The organism is Brevundimonas sp. (genome assembly GCF_035626535.1).
Classification (GTDB): domain Bacteria; phylum Pseudomonadota; class Alphaproteobacteria; order Caulobacterales; family Caulobacteraceae; genus Brevundimonas.
Genome location: NZ_DASPNO010000029.1, coordinates 65,027 through 86,459, shown reverse-complemented (window position 1 = coordinate 86,459; position 21,433 = coordinate 65,027). Strand labels below are relative to the sequence as shown.

24 protein-coding genes are annotated in these 21,433 nt (G+C 69.2%); 11 read left to right on the top strand and 13 right to left on the bottom strand.

The window, feature by feature from the left end:
- Positions 1-382 precede the first annotated feature (382 nt).
- Positions 383-1,852, bottom strand: a complete 1,470-nt coding sequence (gene dnaA / locus VEC04_RS04355) for a chromosomal replication initiator protein DnaA (RefSeq protein ID WP_414642647.1) — start codon at positions 1,850-1,852, stop codon at positions 383-385.
- A 414-nt stretch (positions 1,853-2,266) separates the two neighbouring features.
- Entirely contained in the window at positions 2,267-2,536 is a 270-nt protein-coding gene (rpsT, locus tag VEC04_RS04350; RefSeq protein WP_324774211.1) for a 30S ribosomal protein S20, read from the bottom strand.
- A 174-nt stretch (positions 2,537-2,710) separates the two neighbouring features.
- Here rpsT and VEC04_RS04345 point away from each other — a divergent pair, with 174 nt between their 5' ends.
- Genes VEC04_RS04345 through VEC04_RS04330 form a run of 4 tightly spaced genes read left to right on the top strand, consistent with a single transcriptional unit; the run spans position 2,711 to position 4,915 of the window.
- On the top strand, positions 2,711-3,280 hold the full coding sequence (locus VEC04_RS04345) for an SRPBCC family protein (RefSeq protein WP_324774209.1): 570 nt from the start codon (positions 2,711-2,713) through the stop codon (positions 3,278-3,280).
- 20 nt (positions 3,281-3,300) lie between these two features.
- Complete coding sequence (locus VEC04_RS04340; RefSeq protein WP_324774207.1) at positions 3,301-4,476, top strand: zinc-dependent alcohol dehydrogenase; 1,176 nt, start codon at positions 3,301-3,303, stop codon at positions 4,474-4,476.
- A gap of 37 nt (positions 4,477-4,513) precedes the next feature.
- Positions 4,514-4,699, top strand: a complete 186-nt coding sequence (locus VEC04_RS04335) for a hypothetical protein (RefSeq protein ID WP_324774205.1) — start codon at positions 4,514-4,516, stop codon at positions 4,697-4,699.
- 3 nt (positions 4,700-4,702) lie between these two features.
- Positions 4,703-4,915: a hypothetical protein gene (locus tag VEC04_RS04330; RefSeq protein WP_324774203.1), complete on the top strand. Its 213-nt coding sequence runs from the start codon at positions 4,703-4,705 to the stop codon at positions 4,913-4,915.
- Positions 4,916-4,963: 48 nt separating this feature from the next.
- On the opposite strand, the gene VEC04_RS04325 is transcribed toward VEC04_RS04330, so the two are convergent.
- Positions 4,964-5,137: a hypothetical protein gene (locus tag VEC04_RS04325; protein WP_324774201.1), complete on the bottom strand. Its 174-nt coding sequence runs from the start codon at positions 5,135-5,137 to the stop codon at positions 4,964-4,966.
- A 49-nt stretch (positions 5,138-5,186) separates the two neighbouring features.
- On the opposite strand from VEC04_RS04325, the gene VEC04_RS04320 reads away from it, so the two are divergent.
- Positions 5,187-5,747, top strand: coding sequence for a peptidase S14 (locus tag VEC04_RS04320; protein WP_324774199.1), 561 nt, complete (start codon positions 5,187-5,189; stop codon positions 5,745-5,747).
- Between the two features lie 5 nt (positions 5,748-5,752).
- Here the strand turns inward: VEC04_RS04320 and VEC04_RS04315 are convergent, their stop codons facing one another.
- The 5 genes from VEC04_RS04315 to VEC04_RS04295 all read right to left on the bottom strand — a co-directional run bounded on the left by VEC04_RS04315 (position 5,753) and on the right by VEC04_RS04295 (position 9,696).
- On the bottom strand, positions 5,753-6,541 hold the full coding sequence (locus VEC04_RS04315) for an enoyl-CoA hydratase-related protein (protein WP_324774217.1): 789 nt from the start codon (positions 6,539-6,541) through the stop codon (positions 5,753-5,755).
- 37 nt (positions 6,542-6,578) lie between these two features.
- Positions 6,579-7,121 carry a DUF1697 domain-containing protein gene (locus tag VEC04_RS04310; protein WP_324774197.1) on the bottom strand — a complete coding sequence of 181 codons (543 nt, stop codon included), beginning with the start codon at positions 7,119-7,121 and terminating at the stop codon, positions 6,579-6,581.
- Positions 7,118-7,987, bottom strand: coding sequence for a TraB/GumN family protein (locus VEC04_RS04305; RefSeq protein WP_324774195.1), 870 nt, complete (start codon positions 7,985-7,987; stop codon positions 7,118-7,120). The genes VEC04_RS04310 and VEC04_RS04305 overlap by 4 nt, the downstream gene beginning before the upstream one ends.
- Before the next feature lie 47 nt (positions 7,988-8,034).
- Positions 8,035-8,898 (bottom strand): bifunctional DNA-formamidopyrimidine glycosylase/DNA-(apurinic or apyrimidinic site) lyase, encoded by an 864-nt coding sequence (mutM, locus tag VEC04_RS04300; RefSeq protein WP_324774193.1) that lies wholly within the window; start codon positions 8,896-8,898, stop codon positions 8,035-8,037.
- Between the two features lie 345 nt (positions 8,899-9,243).
- Complete coding sequence (locus tag VEC04_RS04295; protein WP_324774191.1) at positions 9,244-9,696, bottom strand: cytochrome c; 453 nt, start codon at positions 9,694-9,696, stop codon at positions 9,244-9,246.
- 129 nt (positions 9,697-9,825) lie between these two features.
- Here VEC04_RS04295 and VEC04_RS04290 point away from each other — a divergent pair, with 129 nt between their 5' ends.
- From VEC04_RS04290 to VEC04_RS04280, 3 genes are all read left to right on the top strand, one after another.
- Positions 9,826-11,883 carry an OPT family oligopeptide transporter gene (locus VEC04_RS04290; RefSeq protein ID WP_324774189.1) on the top strand — a complete coding sequence of 686 codons (2,058 nt, stop codon included), beginning with the start codon at positions 9,826-9,828 and terminating at the stop codon, positions 11,881-11,883.
- A 179-nt stretch (positions 11,884-12,062) separates the two neighbouring features.
- Positions 12,063-13,892: a translational GTPase TypA gene (gene typA, locus VEC04_RS04285; protein ID WP_324774187.1), complete on the top strand. Its 1,830-nt coding sequence runs from the start codon at positions 12,063-12,065 to the stop codon at positions 13,890-13,892.
- Between the two features lie 158 nt (positions 13,893-14,050).
- The gene (locus VEC04_RS04280; RefSeq protein ID WP_324774185.1) at positions 14,051-14,752 is read left to right on the top strand and encodes a hypothetical protein; all 702 of its coding nucleotides are present in this window, start codon (positions 14,051-14,053) and stop codon (positions 14,750-14,752) included.
- Positions 14,753-14,822: 70 nt separating this feature from the next.
- On the opposite strand, the gene VEC04_RS04275 is transcribed toward VEC04_RS04280, so the two are convergent.
- Positions 14,823-15,080 carry a GlsB/YeaQ/YmgE family stress response membrane protein gene (locus tag VEC04_RS04275; RefSeq protein WP_324774183.1) on the bottom strand — a complete coding sequence of 86 codons (258 nt, stop codon included), beginning with the start codon at positions 15,078-15,080 and terminating at the stop codon, positions 14,823-14,825.
- A gap of 185 nt (positions 15,081-15,265) precedes the next feature.
- On the opposite strand from VEC04_RS04275, the gene VEC04_RS04270 reads away from it, so the two are divergent.
- Positions 15,266-15,643 (top strand): helix-turn-helix domain-containing protein, encoded by a 378-nt coding sequence (locus VEC04_RS04270; protein ID WP_414642646.1) that lies wholly within the window; start codon positions 15,266-15,268, stop codon positions 15,641-15,643.
- A gap of 51 nt (positions 15,644-15,694) precedes the next feature.
- Positions 15,695-16,480 carry a histidinol-phosphatase gene (gene hisN, locus VEC04_RS04265; protein WP_324774181.1) on the top strand — a complete coding sequence of 262 codons (786 nt, stop codon included), beginning with the start codon at positions 15,695-15,697 and terminating at the stop codon, positions 16,478-16,480.
- Here hisN and VEC04_RS04260 read toward each other — a convergent pair.
- The 3 genes from VEC04_RS04260 to VEC04_RS04250 all read right to left on the bottom strand — a co-directional run bounded on the left by VEC04_RS04260 (position 16,477) and on the right by VEC04_RS04250 (position 19,348).
- Positions 16,477-17,517: an alpha/beta hydrolase gene (locus VEC04_RS04260; RefSeq protein WP_324774179.1), complete on the bottom strand. Its 1,041-nt coding sequence runs from the start codon at positions 17,515-17,517 to the stop codon at positions 16,477-16,479. The two genes, hisN and VEC04_RS04260, sit on opposite strands and share 4 nt — an antisense overlap.
- Positions 17,514-18,416: a methyltransferase gene (locus VEC04_RS04255; RefSeq protein WP_324774177.1), complete on the bottom strand. Its 903-nt coding sequence runs from the start codon at positions 18,414-18,416 to the stop codon at positions 17,514-17,516. Before VEC04_RS04255 ends, VEC04_RS04260 begins: the two co-directional genes overlap by 4 nt.
- Positions 18,417-18,520: 104 nt before the next feature.
- The gene (locus tag VEC04_RS04250) at positions 18,521-19,348 is read right to left on the bottom strand and encodes a methyltransferase (RefSeq protein ID WP_324774175.1); all 828 of its coding nucleotides are present in this window, start codon (positions 19,346-19,348) and stop codon (positions 18,521-18,523) included.
- A gap of 283 nt (positions 19,349-19,631) precedes the next feature.
- Between VEC04_RS04250 and VEC04_RS04245 the strand changes: the two genes are divergently transcribed.
- Complete coding sequence (locus VEC04_RS04245; protein ID WP_324774173.1) at positions 19,632-20,096, top strand: Hsp20 family protein; 465 nt, start codon at positions 19,632-19,634, stop codon at positions 20,094-20,096.
- 60 nt (positions 20,097-20,156) lie between these two features.
- Here the strand turns inward: VEC04_RS04245 and VEC04_RS04240 are convergent, their stop codons facing one another.
- Positions 20,157-21,428 (bottom strand): pentapeptide repeat-containing protein, encoded by a 1,272-nt coding sequence (locus tag VEC04_RS04240; RefSeq protein WP_324774171.1) that lies wholly within the window; start codon positions 21,426-21,428, stop codon positions 20,157-20,159.
- Positions 21,429-21,433: the final 5 nt, after the last annotated feature.

Below are 21,433 nucleotides of genomic sequence, written 5' to 3'. Positions count from 1 at the left end.
AAGGGGCGGGGGCTGCGGGACCTCGGATCAGGGACGAGGGACCGACTGTCTGTGGACAACCCGCCGGCGCGCCTTGGGGCGGTCGTGACGCTGTGCTGGCAATCGCCGGAATTATAGTCCGATTGCGCGGAGAACCGGCCGCGTTTCCAGACACATCGCCTTTTCTCGACGCGATCTTCCCGCCTGAGGAAGGGGCGGGCGCACAATGAGCGCGTGTCTGAGTTGGCTCTTTGAAAACCGAACCCCCGCCGTTCCGCCGAAGGAGCGCGTAGCCGACACGGCGAAATCGCGGGGCCGTTGAAATCCCTCGGAGCCGATGTCGACTCTGCCGACTCTGCCACACCGTTTTTTCGGAGCGCGAGAGGCCGTCCTCCGGCGGGCCCTAGCCGCGCAGCTTGCGCGTCAGGGCTTCGACGTCCCGGGCGATCTGGTCGTCCTGGGCCATCAGCTCCTCGATCTTGCGGACGCCGTGCAGGACCGTGGTGTGGTCGCGCCCGCCGAAGCGCCGGCCGATATCCGGATAGGACCGCGTCGTGTGCTGCTTGCACAGCCACATGGCGATCTGCCGCGGCCTCGCCACGGCGCGCGTGCGGCGCTCCGACAGCAGGTCGGCCTGCTTGAGGGTGAAATGCTCGGCGACGGTCTTCTGGATCTCGTCCACGGTGATGCGGCGCTCGGGTCCGCCGCGCAGGGCCGAGCCGAGCAGGGACTGGGTCTCGTCCACGGTCAGGGCCGACAGCCGGGCGCCGGCGACGGCGGCCAGGGTGTTCACGGCCCCCTCGAGCTCGCGCATCGAGCCGGGCGTGCGGTCGACGAGGTGCTCCAGCACGTCGCCCCGGGCCTCGCCGGAGACGACGCCCAGCTGGGCCAGCGCCTGTATGCGGTTGCGGGCCACGGCCAGTTTCAGGGCGCGGTCGGCCGGTTCGACCGGGCAGGTCAGGCCCGAGGCGAGGTGGCTGCGCAGGCGCGGCTCGACCTCGGTCAGGGCCATCGGCGGCCGGTCGGCGGACAGGACGATGCGCTTGCCGTCCTCGATCAGGCTGGTCAGCGTGGCCAGCAGCTCGTCCTGGGTGCTCGCCTTGCCGCCGACGAACTGGACGTCGTCGATCAGCAGCATGTCGGCGCCGCGCAGGCTTTCCTTGAAGGCCGCGGTCGAGCGGTCCTGCATGGCGCGCACGAAGGTCGACAGGAAGCGCTCGGCGGTCAGATAGACCACCTTGGCGTCGGGGCGCAGGCGCTGGGCCTCCCAGGCGATGGCGTTGAGCAGGTGCGTCTTGCCGTAGCCGTACGGGCCGCAGAAAAAGATCGGGTTGAAGTGGCCGTCGGCCCAGGCCGCAGCCTGGCGGGCGATGGCGAGGGCGAAGGCGTTGCCCTGGCCCTCCACGAAGCTGTCGAAGGTCAGACGCTCCTGCAGGCCGGCGGCGCGCACGGCCCGGGCCCCGTCGGCGACGGGACCGACGGTGGCCACCGGCATCGCCACCACGGTGGCGGACGCGGGCGCCTCGGCGCGGCCGGCCGCGACCTGCGAGGCCGGCGGCGTCGAGCCCATCTCGGCGCGGCAACGCACCTCGAGCCGGCGCGACAGGCCGTCGAGGCCCAGCCACAGTTCATTCATGCGGCGCAGGGCGTTCTTGCGCACCCAGTCGCGGGCGTAGGCCGTCGGGGTGACGAGGATCAGCTGGCCGGCGCCGTCGGTGCGCACCGCCGACGGGGCGATGTAGGAGCTGAACGCCCCCTCCCCGATCTCGCTGCGCAGGCGACCCGCCGCCTCGGTCCAGATACGATCCGGATCGGTCATCCCCGCCATCTGTGCGCCCCCCGCCATGTTCAGCCACCCGCCAAAAAGAACCATCAGCCGACGCCCTTCGAGCGGCCTGGATCGCGGACGACTTCTCCTGTCCGGTGCGGCTGGGCGCCGCCCGGGTGGGGTCGTGCTCTCGATCAGACATCTCACGCCGACGCGAAACTGGTCCCGCGCCGTGTTCATCCGTGGAGGGATGGAAGTGCGTTAGCGGCTCAAACTTACGCCGGGAGGAGGGGCCGTCAACGCTGATTCGATTCGCCGAATGCAGTTAAATTGTTTGACTCCGCTAAAGCCAAACACAGTCAACGAAATCCTCGATTTCGCCACTGAGGCGAGCACCAATCGGCTTGCTTCAGCTTAGAGCCACACGTGCAAACGGCGAGGGAGCGGTTGCGCCCTCGCCGTTGAAATCGCTGGATTTCAGCATGACAGGCCTGTGAAAGGCCGTCCGCAGCCGTCGTGTCAGGCGGCGGACATTTTCTTCAGCTGGGCGGCCAGGCGGGACACCTTGCGCGAGCCCGTGTTCTTGTGAACCACGCCCTTGGTGACGGCGCGCATCAGCTCCGACTGCGCCTCCACGAAAGCGGTCTTCGCGGCGCCGGCGTCACCGCCCGTCACGGCTTCCTGGAATTTGCGCAGGAAGGTGCGGACACGCGTGCGGCGCGCCTTGTTCACTTCGGTGCGGGCGGCGATCTTGCGGATCGCTTTCTTGGCGCCGGGGTTGTTGGCCATCAGTCAAACCTTCGAACGGAAAACGCCGCGGAGCACACGTCCACGGCGCGAAAATCTCAAGAGCGCGCGGCTATAGCCGAAAGGGGCGGAGGGTTCAAGCGCCGCCAGTCGGGACTTGTCGATCTCGGGAACGAACCCCGACATCGACCGGTTGGCGGGCCGAGAGGAGCCGCCATGACCGAACACCAGATGTCGACCGACGCCGCCGTCGAGTCCACCGCCTTCACCGACAAGGACAGGGTGGAGGGCGAGCATGAAGCGTCCAGCGTCCGCGCCGTCCTGATCAACCGGCCTCGCCAGGAGCTCTACGACTTCTGGCGCGACTTCCGGAACCTGCCGGCCTTCATGGAAAATGTGAAGTCGGTCGAGATCATGGAGTCCGGCCGCTCCAGCTGGATCATCGCCGGGCCGGCCGGCGCCGATTTCGAACTCGTCAGCGAGATTACGGAGGAGAGGCCCGGCGAGTACATCGCCTGGCGGTCGCTGGAAGAGAGCGACATCGACCACGAGGGCTGGATCGAGTTCCGCGACAATCCCTTCGGGCGCGGGACCGAGGTCCGCGTCTTCATCAGCTACGACCCGCCCGCCGGACCCCTGGGCAAGGTCGTGGCCAAGGTGATGCAGAGGGAGCCGCGCATTCAGGCCCGCCGCGAGCTGCGCCGCTTCAAGCAACTGATGGAGACGGGTGAGATCCCGACCTCGAAGGCCCCGGACGCCGCGCCCCGCGCCGACCGCCATTTCTGATCCCAGCGAGAGAGAATTCCATGCGCGCCCTGACCTGGCACGGGAAGCACAATGTCCAGGTGGACACCGTCCCCGATCCGCAGATCGTCAATCCCCGCGACGCCATCATCAAGATCACCGCCACGGCCATCTGCGGCTCCGACCTGCACCTCTACGACAGCATGATCCCCGGCATGTCCAATGGGGATGTCCTCGGCCACGAGTTCATGGGCGAGGTGGTCGAGATCGGGCGCGGCGCCACCAGCCTGAAGGTCGGGCAGAAGGTGGTCGTCCCCTTCGTCATCGCCTGCGGTCAGTGCTTCTTCTGCGGCAGGCAGCAGTACTCGGCCTGCGACAACTCCAACCCGGCCGACAAGTCTGACACCTCGGAGATCGCCTACGGCTACCCGATGGCCGGGATCTACGGCTATTCGCACATGACCGGCGGCTATGCCGGCGGACAGGCCGAATACGCGCGCGTGCCCTATTCGGACATGGGCCCGATCGTGGTGCCGGACGGCATCGAGGACGAACGGGTGCTGTTTTTGTCGGACATCTTCCCGACCGGCTGGATGGCGGCTGAGAATGCGGAGATCGAGCCAGGCGACACCGTGGCGATCTGGGGCTGCGGCCCGGTCGGCCTGTTCGCCATCAAGAGCGCCCTGCTGATGGGGGCGGGACGGGTCATCGCCATCGACCACCTGCCGCGCCGGCTGGAGCTGGCGAAGGCCAACGGCGCCGAGGTGCTGAACTACCACGAGGTCAAGGTGCGCGAGGCCCTTACGGAGATGACGGCCGGCATCGGCCCTGACGCCTGCATCGACGCCGTCGGCATGGAGGCGCACGGCTTCGCCCCGGACAACATCATCGACGCCGTGAAACAGGAGACGAAGCTGGGCACCGACCGGCAGCATGTGCTGCGCGAGACCATCATGGCCTGCCGCAAGGGGGGGCGAATCTCCGTGCCCGGCGTCTACGGCGGTATCGGCGACAAGCTGCCGATCGGCGCCTTCATGCAGAAGGGGCTGACCATCCGGACCGGCCAGACCCACGTCCAGAAATACCTGCCGCAGCTGCTGGAGCTGATCCTCGAAGGGAAGATCGACACCACGGACCTGATCAGCCACCGGCTGCCGCTGGAGCAGGCGGCGGAGGGATACAGGAATTTCCACGACAATCCGGACGAGTGGATCAAGGTCGTTCTGAAACCGCACTGACGCGGAGCCGTTGTCCTTGCAGCAACAGGAGAGTGTGATGACCGAGAAGCCCCTGAACGACGATCCGCAGAACGACCGCACTCCGGATCCAAGCCCGGAAAAGACCGCGGCCGGGCGGCGTCCCGACCAGGGCGGCGCGCCTCCCGGACGGGACCAGGCCGAGCCGGCGACCGGCGGCCAGGGCGCGGCGGGAGCCGGCGGCTCCGGCGGCTTCGGAACCTGAAGCATGCGGATCTATCGCGTGACCGTCGGCGTCGAGGGCGGCGCCACCCGGGTGGTCAAGGTCCCTTCAAAGACGGACGTCCAGGCGGGCGACGCAGCCGTGCCCTTGATGTCGGAAGGCGAGTCCATCCTGTCGATCGAGGAGACTGACGACCCGTATCAGGAGGTCGACGGTCCGCCGGCGGGCACCCAGACCCATCCGGACCAGATCGTCTGACCGGAGAGTCGGGAGCCCGACACAGGAACAGGCGGCCGTCCCGTCCTGTTACCCCAACGCGCCCCGGCGCCATGAAACGGAGTAGGGAAGATGCCCAACCAGGGTCAGAACCAGGACCAGAAGCAGCGCCAGGCCGGCGGAAAGCAGCGTCAGGACGAGCAGCGGCAGCGTCAGGACGAGCAGCGGCAACGCCAGGACCAGCAACGCCAGAAGCAGCGGCAATAAGGGCCGAAGGGACGGGGCTTCCGGTCCCGTCCCCGCCTGTATGCGGATGACAGCAGCGCCCGACGCCCTCTTCACGCCCCAGATCCGTCTCAACGGCAACGTCAGCGACGAGATGTTCGGGGCCTTTCAGGACCAGTTTCTGGCCGCCGCGGACGGCCCCGATCCCGTCGTGCTTGAGCTCACCACCGTCGGGGGCGACGCCGATGTCGGCCGCCGCATCGCCGCGGACATCCGGCTGTTCCGTGAACGAACAGGCCGGACGCCTCTCTTCTTCGGCAAGACCACCGTCTTCTCGGCGGGGGCGACGATCATGGCCGGCTTCCGGCGCGAGGACCGCTGGCTCGACCGGCACGGCGTGCTGATGATCCACTGCCGCAAGCTGAGCAAGACGCTTGAGCTGTCCAACTTCCTCAAGTCTGAACGGCCCAGGGTCGAAGCCCTGCTGGCCGAGATCGACATCGGCATCAAGGTGCAGACCTGGGGTTTCGAGGAACTGATCGCCGGGAGCGACATCGGCCTCGACGAGCTGGAGGAAAAGGCGGCGGAGAACTGGTACCTGACGGCGGAACAGGCGCTTCAGAGGGGCCTGATCGCCGGCGTCGTCTAGACGGCCTACCGCCCCGTGAAGTTCGGTTTCCGCTTTTCGACGAAGGCGGCCATGCCCTCCTTCTGGTCCTCGAAGGCGAACAGGGAGTGGAACAGGCGACGCTCGAACTGGACGCCCTGGGTCAGGGTGGTTTCGAGAGCGGCGTTGACCATCTCCTTGTTGGCCATGACCGCGAGCGGGCTCTGCGAGGCGATCTTCGCGGCGATCTTGCGGACCTCGTCCATCAGGGTCTCGTGCGGGACCACGCGGGAGGCGAGGCCGGCGCGCTCGGCCTCGGCGGCCTCCATCATCCGGGCGGTCAGCATCATGTCCATGGCCTTGGACTTGCCGACCAGACGGGTCAGGCGTTGCGAGCCGCCGATGCCGGGGGCGACGCCGAGGTTGATCTCGGGTTGGCCGAATTTCGCCTTCTCCGACGCCACGATGAAATCGCACAGCATGGCCAGTTCGCAGCCGCCGCCGAGGGCGAAGCCGTTGACCGCGGCGATGATCGGCTTGCGGAAACGGGTGATGCGGTCGTGGCCGAGCGAGAAGAAATTGGCCTTGTACATGTCAGCGTAGGACTGGTCGGACATCTCCTTGATGTCGGCGCCGGCTGCGAAGGCCTTGTCGCCCGATCCGGTCAGGATCAGGCAGCGCACGCTGTCGTCGTGCTCGACGGCGTCGAGGAAGTCGGCGAGGTCCCTGAACAGGGCGGAGTTGAGCGCGTTCAGCGCCTCGGGCCGGTTCAGGGTGACCACCGCATAGCCGTCGGCGTGGCGTTCGATCAGAAGGGTGGAATAGCTGTCGGCCATGGCGTGCTCCTCGTATGCGGTCTGCATACCGATCCGGTCACGCCGGCGAAAGTCCGACCATCTCCGCCAGCTTCAACACGGTGTTCCAGTTGCGGCCTGTGCCCATGCCCAGCATGCGGGGCGTCGCCTTCTTGAAGATGGCGGACTGGCCCTGGCCGTCGGGGAACCAGAAATACAGCACGTCGTCGACGGCCTCGACGCGTTCGCCGCCTTCGGCCAATTCGCGGCAGGCTTCCAGCGCGCCGTCCTTGATCCCGTCCTTCATCACCATGGCCAGCACCTTGGCCGGCCGGGCGGCCGCCTCCTCGGGGAAGGGGTTGGCGGCGATCAGTCTCGACCACTGCTCCGGCGTGCGGACCATGGCGGCGACCTTGAGACCGAAGCGGCGCTCCATCTCCCCCTCGATGTCGCCTTCGAGCGCGGCCGTCGCCTTGCCGCTCTCGACGACGAGGTTGCCGCTGGCCTGAAGCGTGCGCGGGTTCTTCAGCCCCATCGCCTCGGCCATGGCGCGCTGTTCGCCGACGGGGGCGCGCACGCCGCCGGTGTTCATGCCGCGGAACAGGACGATGCGGTAGGTCACGGCCCCTCGACGTCGTATCCCGCGGCGCGAAGCAGGGTCGGGAGACCGTCCTCGCCGACCATATGCGCCGCGCCGACGACCACGACTACCCGGCCCTCGGTGTCCATCATTCGGGTCAGGGCGGGCATCCAGGCGTGATTGCGGTCGACCAGAAGAGCCTTGTAGAGGCGCGGCGCCTCCTCCTGCATCATCCGCATCTCGGCCTCGATCGGGGCGATGTCGCCGGCGGCCCACGCCGTCTCGATCTGGAGGTCCAGCTCCTCCCGGTCGAGCCCGTCGAGCACCTCGATCAGCATGGCTTCACCCTCGTCGTCGCCCATCTCGGCCAGGGCCTTCATTGAGGCGAGCAGCAGGTCGGAGGTATCGAGCGCCTCCTTGCGACGCCCCTCCGCCAGCGACTGTTCGAGAATGGTGTCGACGCCGAGGTCCGCCGAGCGGCCCAGGGCCTCCTCGGCGCCCATGTCCAGCATCAGGGCCGCGGCCCACGGCTTCATCATCTGCAGCGACAGGACGTCCAAGTCCTGCGCGGCCGCCGCGGAGACGGCGCGGGTGAAGGTCTCGGCGGTCACGACCTCGCTCAGGGGCCGGTCCGCGATGAGATAGCGGAGAAACGGCATGAACATCTCCATCTCCTCGGCCTCGTTCGCGGGCGTGAGGATCTCGAAGGCGACGAGGTCAGCGTTCTCGAGGGCGGAGTCGAGCTGGACCGTCCGCCATTCGATGCCGGGCGGCAGGGCGTGGATGGAGCCGAACAGCACCATCTCCGTGTCGGCGTCGCGCACGTGCCAGAGGGGCGGATCGGCGAGAGCGGGCGTCGCCGCCAGGAGGCCGGCCAGAAGGGCCGCGAGCAGTCCGAAAAAGCGCATGTCACTCTCCGTGGTCCGAGAGTCCTGACGCAAAACCGGAGGCTGCGCTACCGCCGCTGGCAGGACGGGCACCAGAAGGTCGAGCGTCCCGCCTGGACCATGCGCTTGACCACGCCCGTGCAACCTTCTCCGAGGCAGGCCTGGCCCTCGCGGCCGTAGACGTCGAAGCGGTGCTGGAAATAGCCTTGGCCGCCCTCGGCGTTGGCGAAGTCGCGCAGGGTGGAGCCGCCGGCCTCGATGGCGTCGTTAAGGACGTCGCGCACCACGGCGGCGAGCGTTTCCAGCCTGGGTTTCGAGACCTTCCCGGCCGCCGTCAGGGGCGAGAGGCGGGCGCGGTACAGGGCCTCGCAGACGTAGATGTTGCCGAGGCCGGCGACGATGCGCTGGTCGAGCAGGCTGACCTTGACGTTCTGCTTCTTGCCCGCGAAGGCCTCGGCGAGATGGGCGCCAGAGAAGGCGTTGCCGAGCGGCTCCGGCCCGAGACCGGCGAACCAGGGATGGGCCTCGACCTCATCGGTGGGGATCAGGCCCATGAAGCCGAAGCGGCGGGCGTCGGCGAAACCCACGCGGGCGGCCGTCCGGCCCTTCACCGCGCACAGGCTGACGTGCTCGTGCTTGCCGGCGACGGGCGCTGTCTCTCCGAACTCGCCGAGCTGTTCGCCGTCGAGCGTGAAGCGGCCGGTCATGCCGAGATGGCTGACCCAGGTCTCGCCGGTCGACAGCGGCATCAGCAAATATTTGGCGCGGCGGTCTATGCGCTCGACGGTCGCCCCTTCGAGCCGTTCGGCGAAGCGTTCAGGAAAGGGGAAGCGCAGGTCGGGGCGGTTCTGGCGCACCCGCGTCAGGTGCGCGCCTTCGAGCACCGGCTGGAGGCCGCGGCGAACCGTCTCGACCTCGGGAAGTTCGGGCATGGGCGGGTCCGGGGCGGAAAAACGAGTCGATAGAGTCGACAGAGTCGACAGAGTCTACATCGCCCGGATCGGGGTCGGCGGCGAAATTCGAGTCGACAGAGTCGACAGAGTCGACATCGCCAGGCGGCTGTCGGGAAAGGGAACGCGGCTCCTCGGCGGAGCGGCGGGGGACAGACTGTCAAAGACCGAGCTTACGACGGCGCAGGGGACAGTATACGCCGGGCCCGTTCTCCGGCGGACAAACAGGTTCGAGAAAAGGCCAGGCGCCTGTTTTCGCCGAAGATTGCTGCCGCTATCGGACTATAGTTCCGCGAAATGCCGGCAGAGCGCCGCGACCGTGGTCCCTTACCCGGCCTTGTAGACGTCGTGGCAGGACTGGCAGCTCGACCGCACGACCGTCCACTGGGCGGCGAAGGCGGCCGCGTCCTCGCCCGCGGCGAGTTCGGCCAGCCGGTCGGCGGCCGCGGCGTAGGCGGCGGCCTTCTCTTCGAAGCCCGGGCGGTCGCTCCAGATTTCGGCCCTCGCATTGGTCTGGACGCCGACTTCGGCCCCGGTCCCGGCCGGGAACATGCCGGGGACGGCGTGGGCCCAGCGCGCGAGGGCCCGGGTGTTGAAGCGATGGCTCGCCGGGGGCTGGCCGGCGTCGATGGCCGACTTCATGGCTCCCATGGCCACGCCGGACAGCATCATGGCCGCCTGGCGCCCCTTGATGATTCCTTCGGGTCCCTCGCCCCGGGCGTTCGCCGCCCCGCCCACGCACAGCAGGCCCAGCACGGCCGCGGTCATGATCCTTCGCATCGTCGTCTCTCCCCGTTGCGGCGAAGCTCAGCCGGGGCGGTCCCGGAGTCAATCGGCGCGTTTTGACGCCGCCCCTCGACGCCCGCCGCGTTTCCGGTTTACCTCCCGCCAACAAGGGAGAGGGCCACAATGACCGACACACCCGCGAGCGCGCCGATCAGCGGCGGCAAGCGCATCGAACTGACGCTCCGGGCGCTGGCGCTGGGCTGCATCCTCGCGGTGATCTTCACCGCGGCGAACACCTATCTGGGCCTGAGGGTCGGGCTGACGTTCGCTTCGGCCATCCCCGCGGCGGTCATCTCGATGGCCATCCTGAGGACGTTCAAGGACTCGACCATCTGGGAGAATATGACCGTCCAGACCGTCGCCTCCGTCGGCGGGGCGATGAGTTCGATCATCTTCGTGCTGCCGGGCCTGGTCATGGTCGGCTGGTGGCTCGAGTTCCCGTTCTGGGAGTCGGTGCTGATCTGCGTCTTCGGCGGCGTGCTGGGCGTGACCTTCTCCATCCCCTTGCGCCGTGCGCTCGTGGTCGAGGCGAACCTGCCCTATCCCGAAGGCGTCGCCGCGGCCGAAGTCCTGACGGTCGGCTCGCGCGGAGCCGAACAGACCGAGAGCGCGGTGCGCGAGAACGCCGCCGGCCTGTGGGTCGTGATCACCGGCGCCGTCGTCTCCGCGGGCTATGCCCTGCTCGTCGCCGGCCGCGTGTTCGCGGCCGAAGCCGCGCGCTTCATCAAGCTGCCGGCATCGCTGGGCGGCGGTGCGACCGGTATCGGCTTCGGCATGCAATTCGCCCTGCTGGGCGCCGGTCACCTGATCGGGCTGAGCGTCGGCCTGGCCCAGCTCGTCGGCCTGATCCTCGCCTGGTGCATCGCCGTGCCAATCCTGACCTCGCCGGAGACCATCGCCTGGCTGACCGCCAACGGCATCCCGTCGATCGCCACCACGCTGGAGCCCGGCGTCGCCGCGGAGGAGCTGGCGGGAACGGTGTGGAGCCGCGAGGTCCGGTTCATGGGCGCCGGCGTCATCGGCGTGGCCGCCATCTGGACCCTGATCAAGCTGGCCGGACCGCTCATCGGCGGCCTGACTTCCGCCCTCGCCGCCAACCGCCGCCGTCAGAGCGGCGAGGTGCTGGACCGCACCGAACAGGATATCCCGATCAACATCGTCGCCGGCCTGTCGGTCGCCTGCCTGATCGGCATCGGCTTCGTCCTCGCCTGGTTCGCCCAGGCGAATCCGACGCTGGCGGGCTCGACCGCCCTGCTGGTCGGCGGCGGCCTGATCTACGTGGTCTTCATCGGCTTCGCGGTGGCCGCCATCTGCGGCTACATGGCCGGCCTGATCGGTTCGTCGAACAGTCCCGTGTCCGGCGTCGGCATCCTCGCCATCGTCATCGCCTCGGTGCTGATGCTGGGGGTGCTGGCGCTGGCTGGTCTGCCCGCCGACCCATCGGTGGTCGCCTTCGCCCTGATCGTGACGGCCGTGGTCTTCGCCGTGGCCGTCATCGCCAACGACAACCTGCAGGACCTCAAGACCGGCCAGCTGGTCGCGGCGACGCCGTGGCGCCAGCAGACGGCCCTGATCGTCGGCGTCGTCGCCGGGGCCATCGTGATCCCGGTGATCCTCAACCTGCTCAACAAGGCCTTCGGCTTCGAGGGGGGGCCGGCCGGCATCGCCGACGAGCCGCTGGCGGCGCCGCAGGCGACCCTGATCTCGGCCCTCGCGCGGGGCGTCATCGGAGGCGACCTGCGCTGGGACCTGATCGGTCTCGGTGCGGCGATCGGCGTGGTGATCATCGTGGTGGACGCCCTGCTGACCGGCGCGACCAGGGGCAAGATGAAGCTGCCGCCGCTGGCCGTCGGCATCGGCTTCTACCTGCCGGCCGCCGTGACCACGATGCTGGTCATCGGCGCGATCTGCGGCTGGGTCTACGACAAGGCGATCAAGACCACCCGCTTCGCCGACGTCGGCCGCCGGATGGGCGTGCTGCTCGCCTCGGGCCTGATCGTGGGCGAGAGCCTGTTCCTGGTCATGACGGCCGGGGTGATCGTCGCCACCGGCAACGATGCGCCGTTCGCCATCCTGCCTGAAGGCTCGACCTGGCCGGCCATGCTGGCCGGGATCGCCGCCTTCGTGGTGCTGACGCTCGCCCTTTACGGCTGGGTGCGGGGACGGTCGGCGAAGGTCTGATTTCGCCCCAGCCCCGCCGCTTTTCCGGGCCATAACACCCGCCGTTACGCCAGTGCGTGCTTCCCGCGCACTGGCGTTTCGCCGTTCGCCCCTGTAAGAGGCGCGCGCCTTCCCGCAATCACGCTCCTTTGCAGCGGCCCGGACCTTCCGGGGCCGAACACAGTCCGCCCGAGTCCGAAATGAACCTGCGCAACGTCGCCATCATCGCCCACGTCGACCACGGCAAGACCACCCTGGTGGATCAGCTGCTCGCCCAGTCCGGCGTGTTCCGGGCCAATGAGGCGACCACCGAGCGCGCCATGGACTCCAACGACCAGGAGCGCGAGCGCGGCATCACCATCCTGGCCAAATGCACTTCCGTGCTGTGGAACGGCAAGGCGGGCGAGACCCGGATCAACATCATCGACACCCCCGGCCACGCCGACTTCGGCGGCGAGGTGGAGCGGATCCTCGGCATGGTGGACGGCTGCGTGCTGCTGGTCGACGCCGAGGAAGGCGTCATGCCGCAGACGAAATTCGTGCTGACCAAGGCGCTGAAGATGGGCCTGCGCCCGATCCTGTGCATCAACAAGGTCGACCGCGCCCACGCCGATCCGGACCGGGTCCACAACGCCGCCTTCGACCTGTTCGCTGCCATCGGCGCGACCGACGAGCAGCTCGACTTCCCGCACATCTACGCCTCGGGCCGGGCCGGCTGGGCGACGCTGGACCTGAACCAGCCGAGCGACAACCTGGCTCCGCTGTTCGACCTGATCGTCGACCACGTGCCGTCGCCGAAACAGGTCGAGAAGGCCAATGAGCCGTTCCAGATCCTGAACGTGCTGATCGAGAGCGACCCCTTCCTCGGCCGCCTGCTGACCGGCCGGATCGAGAGCGGCAAGGCGGTGCCCGGCATGGCCATCAAGGCCCTGTCGCGCGACGGCAAGACCATCGAACAGGGCCGGATCACCAAGGTGCTGGCCTTCCGAGGCCTGAAGCGCCAGCCGGTCGACGAGGCCGAGGCGGGCGACATCGTCGCCATCGCCGGCATGTCCAAGGCCACCGTGGCCGACACCCTGTGCGCGCTGGAAGTCACCGAGGCCCTGCCGGCCCAGCCGATCGACCCGCCGACCATCTCGATGACCGTCTCGGTCAACGACAGCCCGCTGGCCGGGCGCGAGGGCGACAAGGTGCAGTCGCGCGTCATCCGTGACCGCCTGCTCAAGGAAGCCGAGGCCAACGTCGCCATTCGCGTCACCGAGACCGGCGGCAAGGACGCCTTCGAGGTCGCCGGCCGCGGCGAACTGCAGCTGGGCGTGCTGATCGAGAACATGCGCCGCGAGGGCTTCGAGCTGTCGATCAGCCGGCCGCGCGTGGTCTATCAGACCGGCGAGAACGGCGAGCGGCTGGAGCCGATCGAGGACGTCGTCATCGACGTCGACGACGAATACACCGGGGTGGTCATCGAGAAGCTGTCGGCCCGCAAGGCCGAGCTCACCGACATGGGCCCGTCCGGCGCCGGCAAGACCCGCATTCAGCTGAAGTGCCCGTCGCGGGCGCTGATCGGCTACCAGGGCGAGTTCCTGACCGACACCCGCGGTTCGGGCGTGCTCAACCGCGTGTTCAGCCACTACGAGCCGCACAAGGGCGCCATCGAGGGCCGGCTGAAGGGCGTTCTGGTCTCGAACGGCGACGGCGAGACCGCCGCCTTCGCGCTGTGGAACCTCGAGGAGCGCGGCGTGATGTTCGTCGGCGCCGGCGAGAAGACCTACCAGGGCATGATCATCGGCGAGAACTCGCGGGGGGACGACCTCGACGTCAATCCGATGAAGGGCAAGCAGCTGACCAACGTCCGCGCCGCGGGCAAGGACGAGGCCGTGCGCCTGACGCCGCCCCGCCGCCCATCGCTCGAGCAGGCCATCGCCTACATCGAGGAGGACGAGCTGGTCGAGGTGACGCCGAAGTCGATCCGCCTGCGCAAGCAGGTGCTCAATCCGAGCTTCCGCAAGAAGCGCGTTCGCGAGGACTGAGTTCTCGCGCCGCTGTCCGGCGCTGCACAGGTCGAGCGGAAATCGGCCAATCCGGGCGATCCCGGGGCCATTTCGGGGCCGACGCAACAATCCCCGCCGCCCCCGTGTTTGCCTTTCGGTGCGAGCCGTTCCGCTCGCTTAACGCAAGGCTGACCATCATGCGAAAGACCGCGCTCCTGACAGGGGCCGCCGGCCTGTTCCTCATGACCGCTCCGGCGATCGCGCAGGAGGGCACGGCTCCCCAGACACCCCCCGCCGCCACGCCGCCGGCGCAGGCGACCCAGGCGCCGACCCTGACGCTCCAACCGGGCATGACCGTGCGCGGGGCCGACGGAGACCTCGGCGTCCTCGTCGGCGCCCGGTTGAACGGCAATCGCCAGCAGCTGACCGTGCGGGGCTCCGACGGACAGGTGCGGGCCGTGCCGATCGACGGCATTCGCCAGGAAGGCGATGTGGTCGTCGTCGACTTTACGCTGGCCCAATTCAGCACGGCGGACACCGTCACCACCCCGGCCACGCCGGCGACCCCGGCAGAGCCCGGCGTGACGCCGGCGACTCCCGCAACGCCCGCCGTCCCCGCCAACCGCGCCCCGGATGCGGTTGATCCGGACGAGGACCCCGACGAGGCGGATCCGGATCAAGGCCGTCGCGCCACGCCCGCCACGCCCGCGGTTCCCGCGACGCCGGCCCAGCCGGGCGTGACCCCGGCCACTCCGGCCACGCCGGCGAAACCGGCGACGCCGCCGGAGGGCTCTCCGCCGACCTTGCCGCCGGAGAACGCCACCACCTCGCCGCAGAACCCGGCCACGCCGGCGCCCGGCGAAGGTGACGATCAGGACCCGAACGAACCGGACGACTGATCGGAAAAGGCAAAAGGAAAGGGCGGCTCCGCAGGGAGCCGCCCTTTTTGCCGCCTGAAGAGGCGAACCGTCAGGCTCGTCGCTTCACGAGCCCCAGCAGGAACAGCAGGATGATCGCGCCGAGCGTGGCGACGATGATGCCAATGATCCAGTTGCCGCCCGCGTCTCCCCCCAACAGGGTGTTGTAGAGGAAGCCGCCGATCAGCGCGCCGACAATGCCGACGATCAGATTGGTCAGGAGGCCGTGGTTCCGCCCCATGATCTGCTCAGCCAGCCAGCCGGCGATAATGCCGATGACGATCCACGCAATCCATCCAAACCCGCTCATAGTCCGCTCCTTCCAGCGATGATCGATGGCCGTTTAATGCGCCGGAAGCGCAACGGTTGCGGACCCTCCGACGAACCCGGTTCGCCGGTTCTCTCCTGCTGCGGGAAAGGCGGCACGCCCCTTGCCGCTTGGAGGGCGAGCCGTCCCGCATCGGGACAGGTCGCGCAACAAGGGGAATTGGGGCCATGGCCACCGACATCGACCTTCATCTCGGACGCCGCCTGCGCCGTCGCCGGCGCCTGCTGGGCCTGACGCAGCAGCAGCTGGCCACCCAGGTCGGCATCCGCTTCCAGCAGATCCAGAAATACGAATGCGGCGCCAACCGCATCTCGGCCGCCCGTCTGTGGCAGCTGGCCGAGGCGCTGGAATCTCCGGTCAGCTATTTCTACGACGGCCTGGAAGAGGCCATGGAACGGCGGGAGGCGGCCAACCAGGGCGGCGAGATGTTTTCCCGCAAGGAAACGCTCGACCTGATCCAGGCCTACTACCAGCTGGACGAGAAGCCGCGCCGGCGGCTGCTCGATCTCGCCAAGTCGCTGCACGCCGAGGGCGGAGCGGCCTGAATCGGGCAATGAGACGGTGACATGCGGGCGGGGCGTGAGTATCCCGCCTGCATGACCGAGTACGAAGCCTTCGCCGTCGAACTGGCCCGCGAGGCGGCCCGCGTTTCCCTGCCGTATTTCCGCGAGGCTTGCGAGCAGGCCGACAAGGGCGGCGCCGCCGGCTTCGATCCGGTCACCCAGGCCGACCGCGAGGCCGAGGCAGCCATCCGGCGCCTGATCGCCGCCCGCTATCCCTCGCACGGCGTGATCGGCGAGGAGTACGGCGAGGACCGGCCCGACGCCGACCACGTCTGGGTCCTCGATCCCATCGACGGCACCCGCGCCTTCATCGCCGGCCTGCCGCTGTGGACCAATCTGATCGCCCTCAGGGCCGAAGGGCGTCCGACGACGGGCGTGATCGGCCAGCCCTATCTCGACGAGATCTTCGTGGGCGGCCCCTCGGGCGCGCGCCTGCTGCGGGGCCGGGCGGAGACGCCGCTGGCGGTGCGGTCCTGCGCCCACCTGAACGACGCCCTGATCGCCACCACCGATCCCGACCTGTTCACCGGCGCCGAACTGGGCGCCTGGACGCAGGTGCGCGCCGCGGCCCGGCTCGCCCGGCTGGGCTGCGACGCCTACGCCTACGCCATGCTGGCGGCAGGCCGGATCGATCTGGTGGCCGAGAGCGCGCTCAAGGTGTGGGACTGGTCGGCCCTCGTCCCGGTGATCGAGGCGGCCGGGGGCGAGGTCACCAACTGGCGCGGCGCGGCGCCGGACGACAGCGGCCAGATCCTCGCCGTCGGCGACGCGCGGCTGAGTGAGCAGGCGCTGGTGGCTCTCCGGCGCGCCGCGCTCTAGGCCGCTTCCGTCGGTTCGCCTACGACGGGGGCCGCGGCGACCGGCGACAGATCCTCGACCGGCGAGACATAGGCGCCCATGGCGTCGAACTCGTCGAGGAAAACCGCGCGCCGTTCGTCGGTCTCCATGATGACCTCGTGCTTCGCGCCGGGAATCTCGACATAGCGGCCACGACCGAGGCGTCGGGCGGCCCACTTGTTGGTCTGTTTCCAGACGCGGTCGTCCTCGCCCGCCTGCACGATGGCGACCGGAATGCGCACCGACTTGAGGGCCTTGGGCTTGAGCGCCCGCTCTCCGGCGTCCAGCGCCACCGCCAGCCAGCCCCAGGTCGGACCGCCGACGGCGAGATGGGGGCAGGCGTAGAGTTGCTGGCGCCACTGTTCGTAGCGGCTTTCGTCGGTGGTCAGGGCGTCCTTCTCGAAGGTGTGGTCGAACGGATCGTCGGGGTTGTCGAGCACATAGTCCCCGGCCTTGCCGTGACGCAGGTTCCAGCGCACCGCCAGCTTGACCGACCACATCGACCGCTTGCCGGTCTTGATGCGCAGCATCGGCCCGCTCAGGAGCGCGCCCGAGAAGCGTTCTTCGCCGCCCTGCAGCGTCATCAGGTTGAAGGCGCCGCCCATCGAATGGCCGACCATGATCCACGGCTTGGGCGCGCGGGCCTCGTAGGCGTCCAGAAGGCGAGCGTAGTCGTCGAGGAATTCCTCGACGGCGCGGGCGTGACCCTTCAGGCGATCGGGCAGCAGGCGGGCGGACAGGCCCTGGCCGCGCCAGTCGTGGGCGAGGACGCACCAGCCCCGCGCGAGGAAGTTTCCGATCACCTCGAAATATTTCTCGATCGGCTCGGTCCGGCCGGGACTGACGATGACGGTGCCGCGCGGCTTGCGGGTGACGAGGGCCGAGGGCGTCCAGAAGGCGGCGCGCAGGCGCAGGCCGCCGGCCCCCCGGAACCACTCTCCGGTCCCGCCCGGAGGCGCGGAGGCGCCCGGAACTCCCATCAGAGGGGCGTTGGCGGCGTAGGCGGCGGCTCGGCTCACTCGGGTTTCCTGAATCTCAAGGTCATGCGGTCGCTTTCGCCGATCTCGTCGTATTTCGACCGGTCGAAGGTCGGGTCCGGCGGCGATCCGCGGGGAGCCGTCAGGCCCATCGGCGGCAAGGTCTCGACGCCGAACGGATGATCCTTGGTATCCCTTTCATTCGCGTTGATTTCCGACGCGGCGGAGAAGACGAATCCGGCTTCGGCCGCCAGCTGTTTGACGAACGCCTCCTGGACGTATCCGTTCGCCGCGGTGGGATCCTGATCCTTGTCCGGGCCGAGCCGGTGCTGCTCGATGCCGAGAATGCCGCCCGGCCGCAGCGCGGCGTAGGCGTCGGCGAAGGCCTTCTCCGCGATCCCCGCCGCCATCCAGGCGTGAATGCTGCGCATGAACAGGGCCATGTCGACCGTGCCGGCCGGCGCCACAGGGCCGGAGGTCGGGCCGAACTCGGACAGCTCGACCTCGCCATACAGGCGACGGTCGTTGGTGAACCGCTCCTGGAAGGCCGCCGTCAGCTGGGTCTGGGCGGGGTCGGCGCCGGGTCCGGTCTGGAAGCCGGCGGCGATATAGCGGCCGCCGCCCTCGGCCAGATAGGGCGCCAGTATCTCGGTCCACCAGCCGCTGCCCGGCCAGAATTCGACGACCGTCATACGGGGCTGCAGGCCGAAGAAGCGCAGCGTCTCCATCGGGTGGCGCCAGACGTCCCGCGCCTGGTCCTGGGCGCGCCAGGGCCCGGCGACGGCCCATTCCAGCGAGCCCTTGGGCGGGCCGTCGGGCTGGGGCGGCGGTTCGGCGGTTTTCTCCCGGCTGCAGCCGGTCAGCACAAGCAGGGCGGCCCCGCCGGAAAGAATGCTCCGGCGCGACGCAAGCGGTCGCCAGCCCTCTGTTCGTTCAGCCATTCAAGTCCCCCGCGAGGCGTCCGCGCCGTACGGTTCGTCCCCGTCCGCCAAGGGCTTAACCCTGTTCCCATGACCGGTCAAAGCCGTTGCGGCGACTGACTGCATCAGGCGGGCTTGCGGAAACGGAGGGTCATCCGATCGCTCTCTCCGACCGCGTCGAAGGCGGCCCGCTCGGCGTCGGTCAGGGGCGTCGGCCGGTCGTTGGCGTTGCCCTCCCGCGGGGCGGCGACGCGGGTCGGCGGCAGGGTCCAGACTCCGTAGGGATGGTCGCGGTCGTCCTTCGGATTGGCGTTCAGCTCGCTGCGGGCGTCCAGCACGAAGCCGGCCGCCAGGGCGGCCCGGATGACGTAACTCTCGGGCATGTAGCCGGTCGGCGCAGTCTGGTCGGGGTTCAGGCCGTCGACGCTGCGGTGCTGTTCGATCGCCAGCACGCCGCCGGGCTTGAGGGCCTTGAAGAAGGCGGCGAGGTAGGGCTCGGTCCGGCCCGCGCGGTGCCAGTTGTGGAAGGCTCGGGCGACCACGACCATGTCGGCGGATCCGTCGGCCACACCCATGCCCTCAAGCGGCCGGCTCACGGGGACGTAGGTCCCGCCGGTGGCCGCCGCGTAGGGCTCGAGGATGTTGCGCCACCAGCCGGCGCGGCCCGGCTCGATCTCGATGATCGTCGATCCCGGCATCAGGCCCCAGAAGGTCAGGGTCTCGAACGGCCGCCGGTAGACGTCCCGCGCCACATCGGCGGCCGGGCGGGTCGGCGAAGCGAGCGCCGCCTGCAGGGCCATGTCCTCCTGGGGCACGGGCGGGGTCATGGCGGCGCGCCGGGCGGCCCGCTGGGCCGGCGTCTCGTCCAGCGAGGGGAGCGCCGGAAGGGTCTGGGCGGCGGCGGCCGCGGGCAGGGCCAGGGCCGCGGTCAGGGCGAGAGCGATCAGTCGCATCCGGTTCGTCTCCAGGGAATAAGAGAGGCGGAGACCCTGCTGGGTTCGGCCCCGCCCGGCAAGTCACGATGCGAGGCGGCGACAGAATGCGGCGCCGAAGAATGCCGAGGGGCGCCCCTTGACGGTGTTTTCGGCCATCCCAAATCTGTCTGCGAGGACGCCGACATCGGGTCCTCCAGACCGGATGGGGCCGAGCATCGGACCGTCGGGCCTGAACTCCCACCGCCGTCCCGGGCTCAAAGCGCAGGGGCGGCTCAACCTTGCTGATCCTCAGGAGGATGACATGCGTACGTATGATTTCACCCCGCTCTACCGTTCCGCCGTCGGCTTCGACCGGCTCGCCAGCCTGCTGGAAAGCGCCGCGCGCACCAGCCAGGAGAACGGCTGGCCGCCGTACAACATCGAGACCACGGGCGAGAACGCCTACCGCATCGAGATCGCCGTCGCCGGCTTCAAGCCCGACGAGCTGAACATCGAGGTCAAGGAGAACCTGCTCACCGTCACCGGCCGCAAGACCGCGAATGACGACGGCAATGAGCGGAACTTCCTGCACCGTGGCCTGGCCGAGCGCGACTTCGAGCGCCGCTTCCAGCTGGCCGACTATGTGGTGGTGAAGACCGCCGATCTGGTCAACGGCCTGCTGTCGATCGAACTGGAGCGGGAGCTTCCGGAAGCCCTGAAGCCCCGCCGCATCGAGATCGGCGGCGGTTCGAAGCTGATCGAAGGCAAGAAGGGCAAGGCGGCGTAACGGCCGGTTCCTTGCTGCACACCTCGGGAGGGGCGGCGCTCGCGTCGCCCCTCTTTCGCGTCAGGCGGCGGTGTCGATCTCGAGGCCGCGGGCGCCGGTGGTGATCGTTCCGGTCAGATCGGCCTGACGCAGGCAGGCGCCGCGCAGGGTGGCGCGGGTCAGGTCGGCCTCGGTGAGGTTGGCCCGCTTCAGGTCGGCTCCCGAAAGGTCCGCCCCCTTCAGGCAGGCGCCGGTCAGGTCGGCCGGCAGCAGCCGGTCCTGGGCGATCATCAGCGGTCCGAGCTGGGCCTCGCGCAAGTCGGCTCCGTTGAGGCGGGCGCGGGCCAGGCGGGCGCCGCGCAGGTCGGCGCCCTTCAGGTTGACGGAGCGCAGGTCGGCGCCCTCGAGGTGCGCGCCCTGGAGCTGCACCCCCTCCATGTCGAGGCCGTAGAAGACGGCGCCCTTGGCCGAAAGGGCGGTCAGATTGTAGCCGGTGATCGAGCGCAGCGCCCGGAGGTCGACGCCGTCGAAGACGGAGGGCTGGCCCGCGGCCCCGCCGGTCTCGCACCAGTATGCGTGTTCGGACAGCATCTCGGCGGCGGGCATCTTGTCGACCGGGGCGCCGACCGGGCGGTCGTCGGTCAGGGCTCCCGCCATGTTCGCGCCGTCGGTCCGCCACATGGCCATCTTGGCCCCGACCAGCACGGCGTCGCGCAGATCGCAGCCTGACAGGTCCGCGCCCGAGAGGTCGGCCCCGGCCATGTCGGCGCCGCGGAAGCTGGCCTGCTTCAGATTGGCCCGGACCAGCTTGCAGTCCTTCATGATGGCGTCGGAGAAGTCGGCCGCGACGGCGACGATCCCGGTCAGCTTGGAGCGCTCCAGATTGGCGCCGGCGAGACAGGCGCCCGAGGCCTGGGTGTCGTTGCGCTGCTTGGCCTCGACGACGCGGAAGCCGAGCTTGGAGTCGGCGGCGGCGATGGTGCCCTCGCGCAGGTCGGCCTCGAACAGATCGGCCCCGGTCAGGTCCGCGCCGCGCAGGCAGGCGCCGCGCAGGTCCGCCCGGCGCAGGCTGGCGTCGAGCAGCAGGCAGTCCTGCATGTCGGCGCCGAAGAAGGTGGCGTTGTCGAGCTTGGCCCCCGACAGGTCCGCGCCGATCAGGTTGGCGGCGGCGAAGTCGGCGTCGGCGAGGTTGCGGCCGGCCAGCGACAGGCCCGACAGATCGAGCCAGGCGAAGACCGCGCGGGCGCCGCCGGGCTTGGCCTGCCACAGGCGGTCGTGCCGGGCGCAGATGGCGTCCAGCTCCTGCTGATCGATACGCCTTCTGGCGGCGGAGGGGGCGTTGCTTCCCGACATTGCCC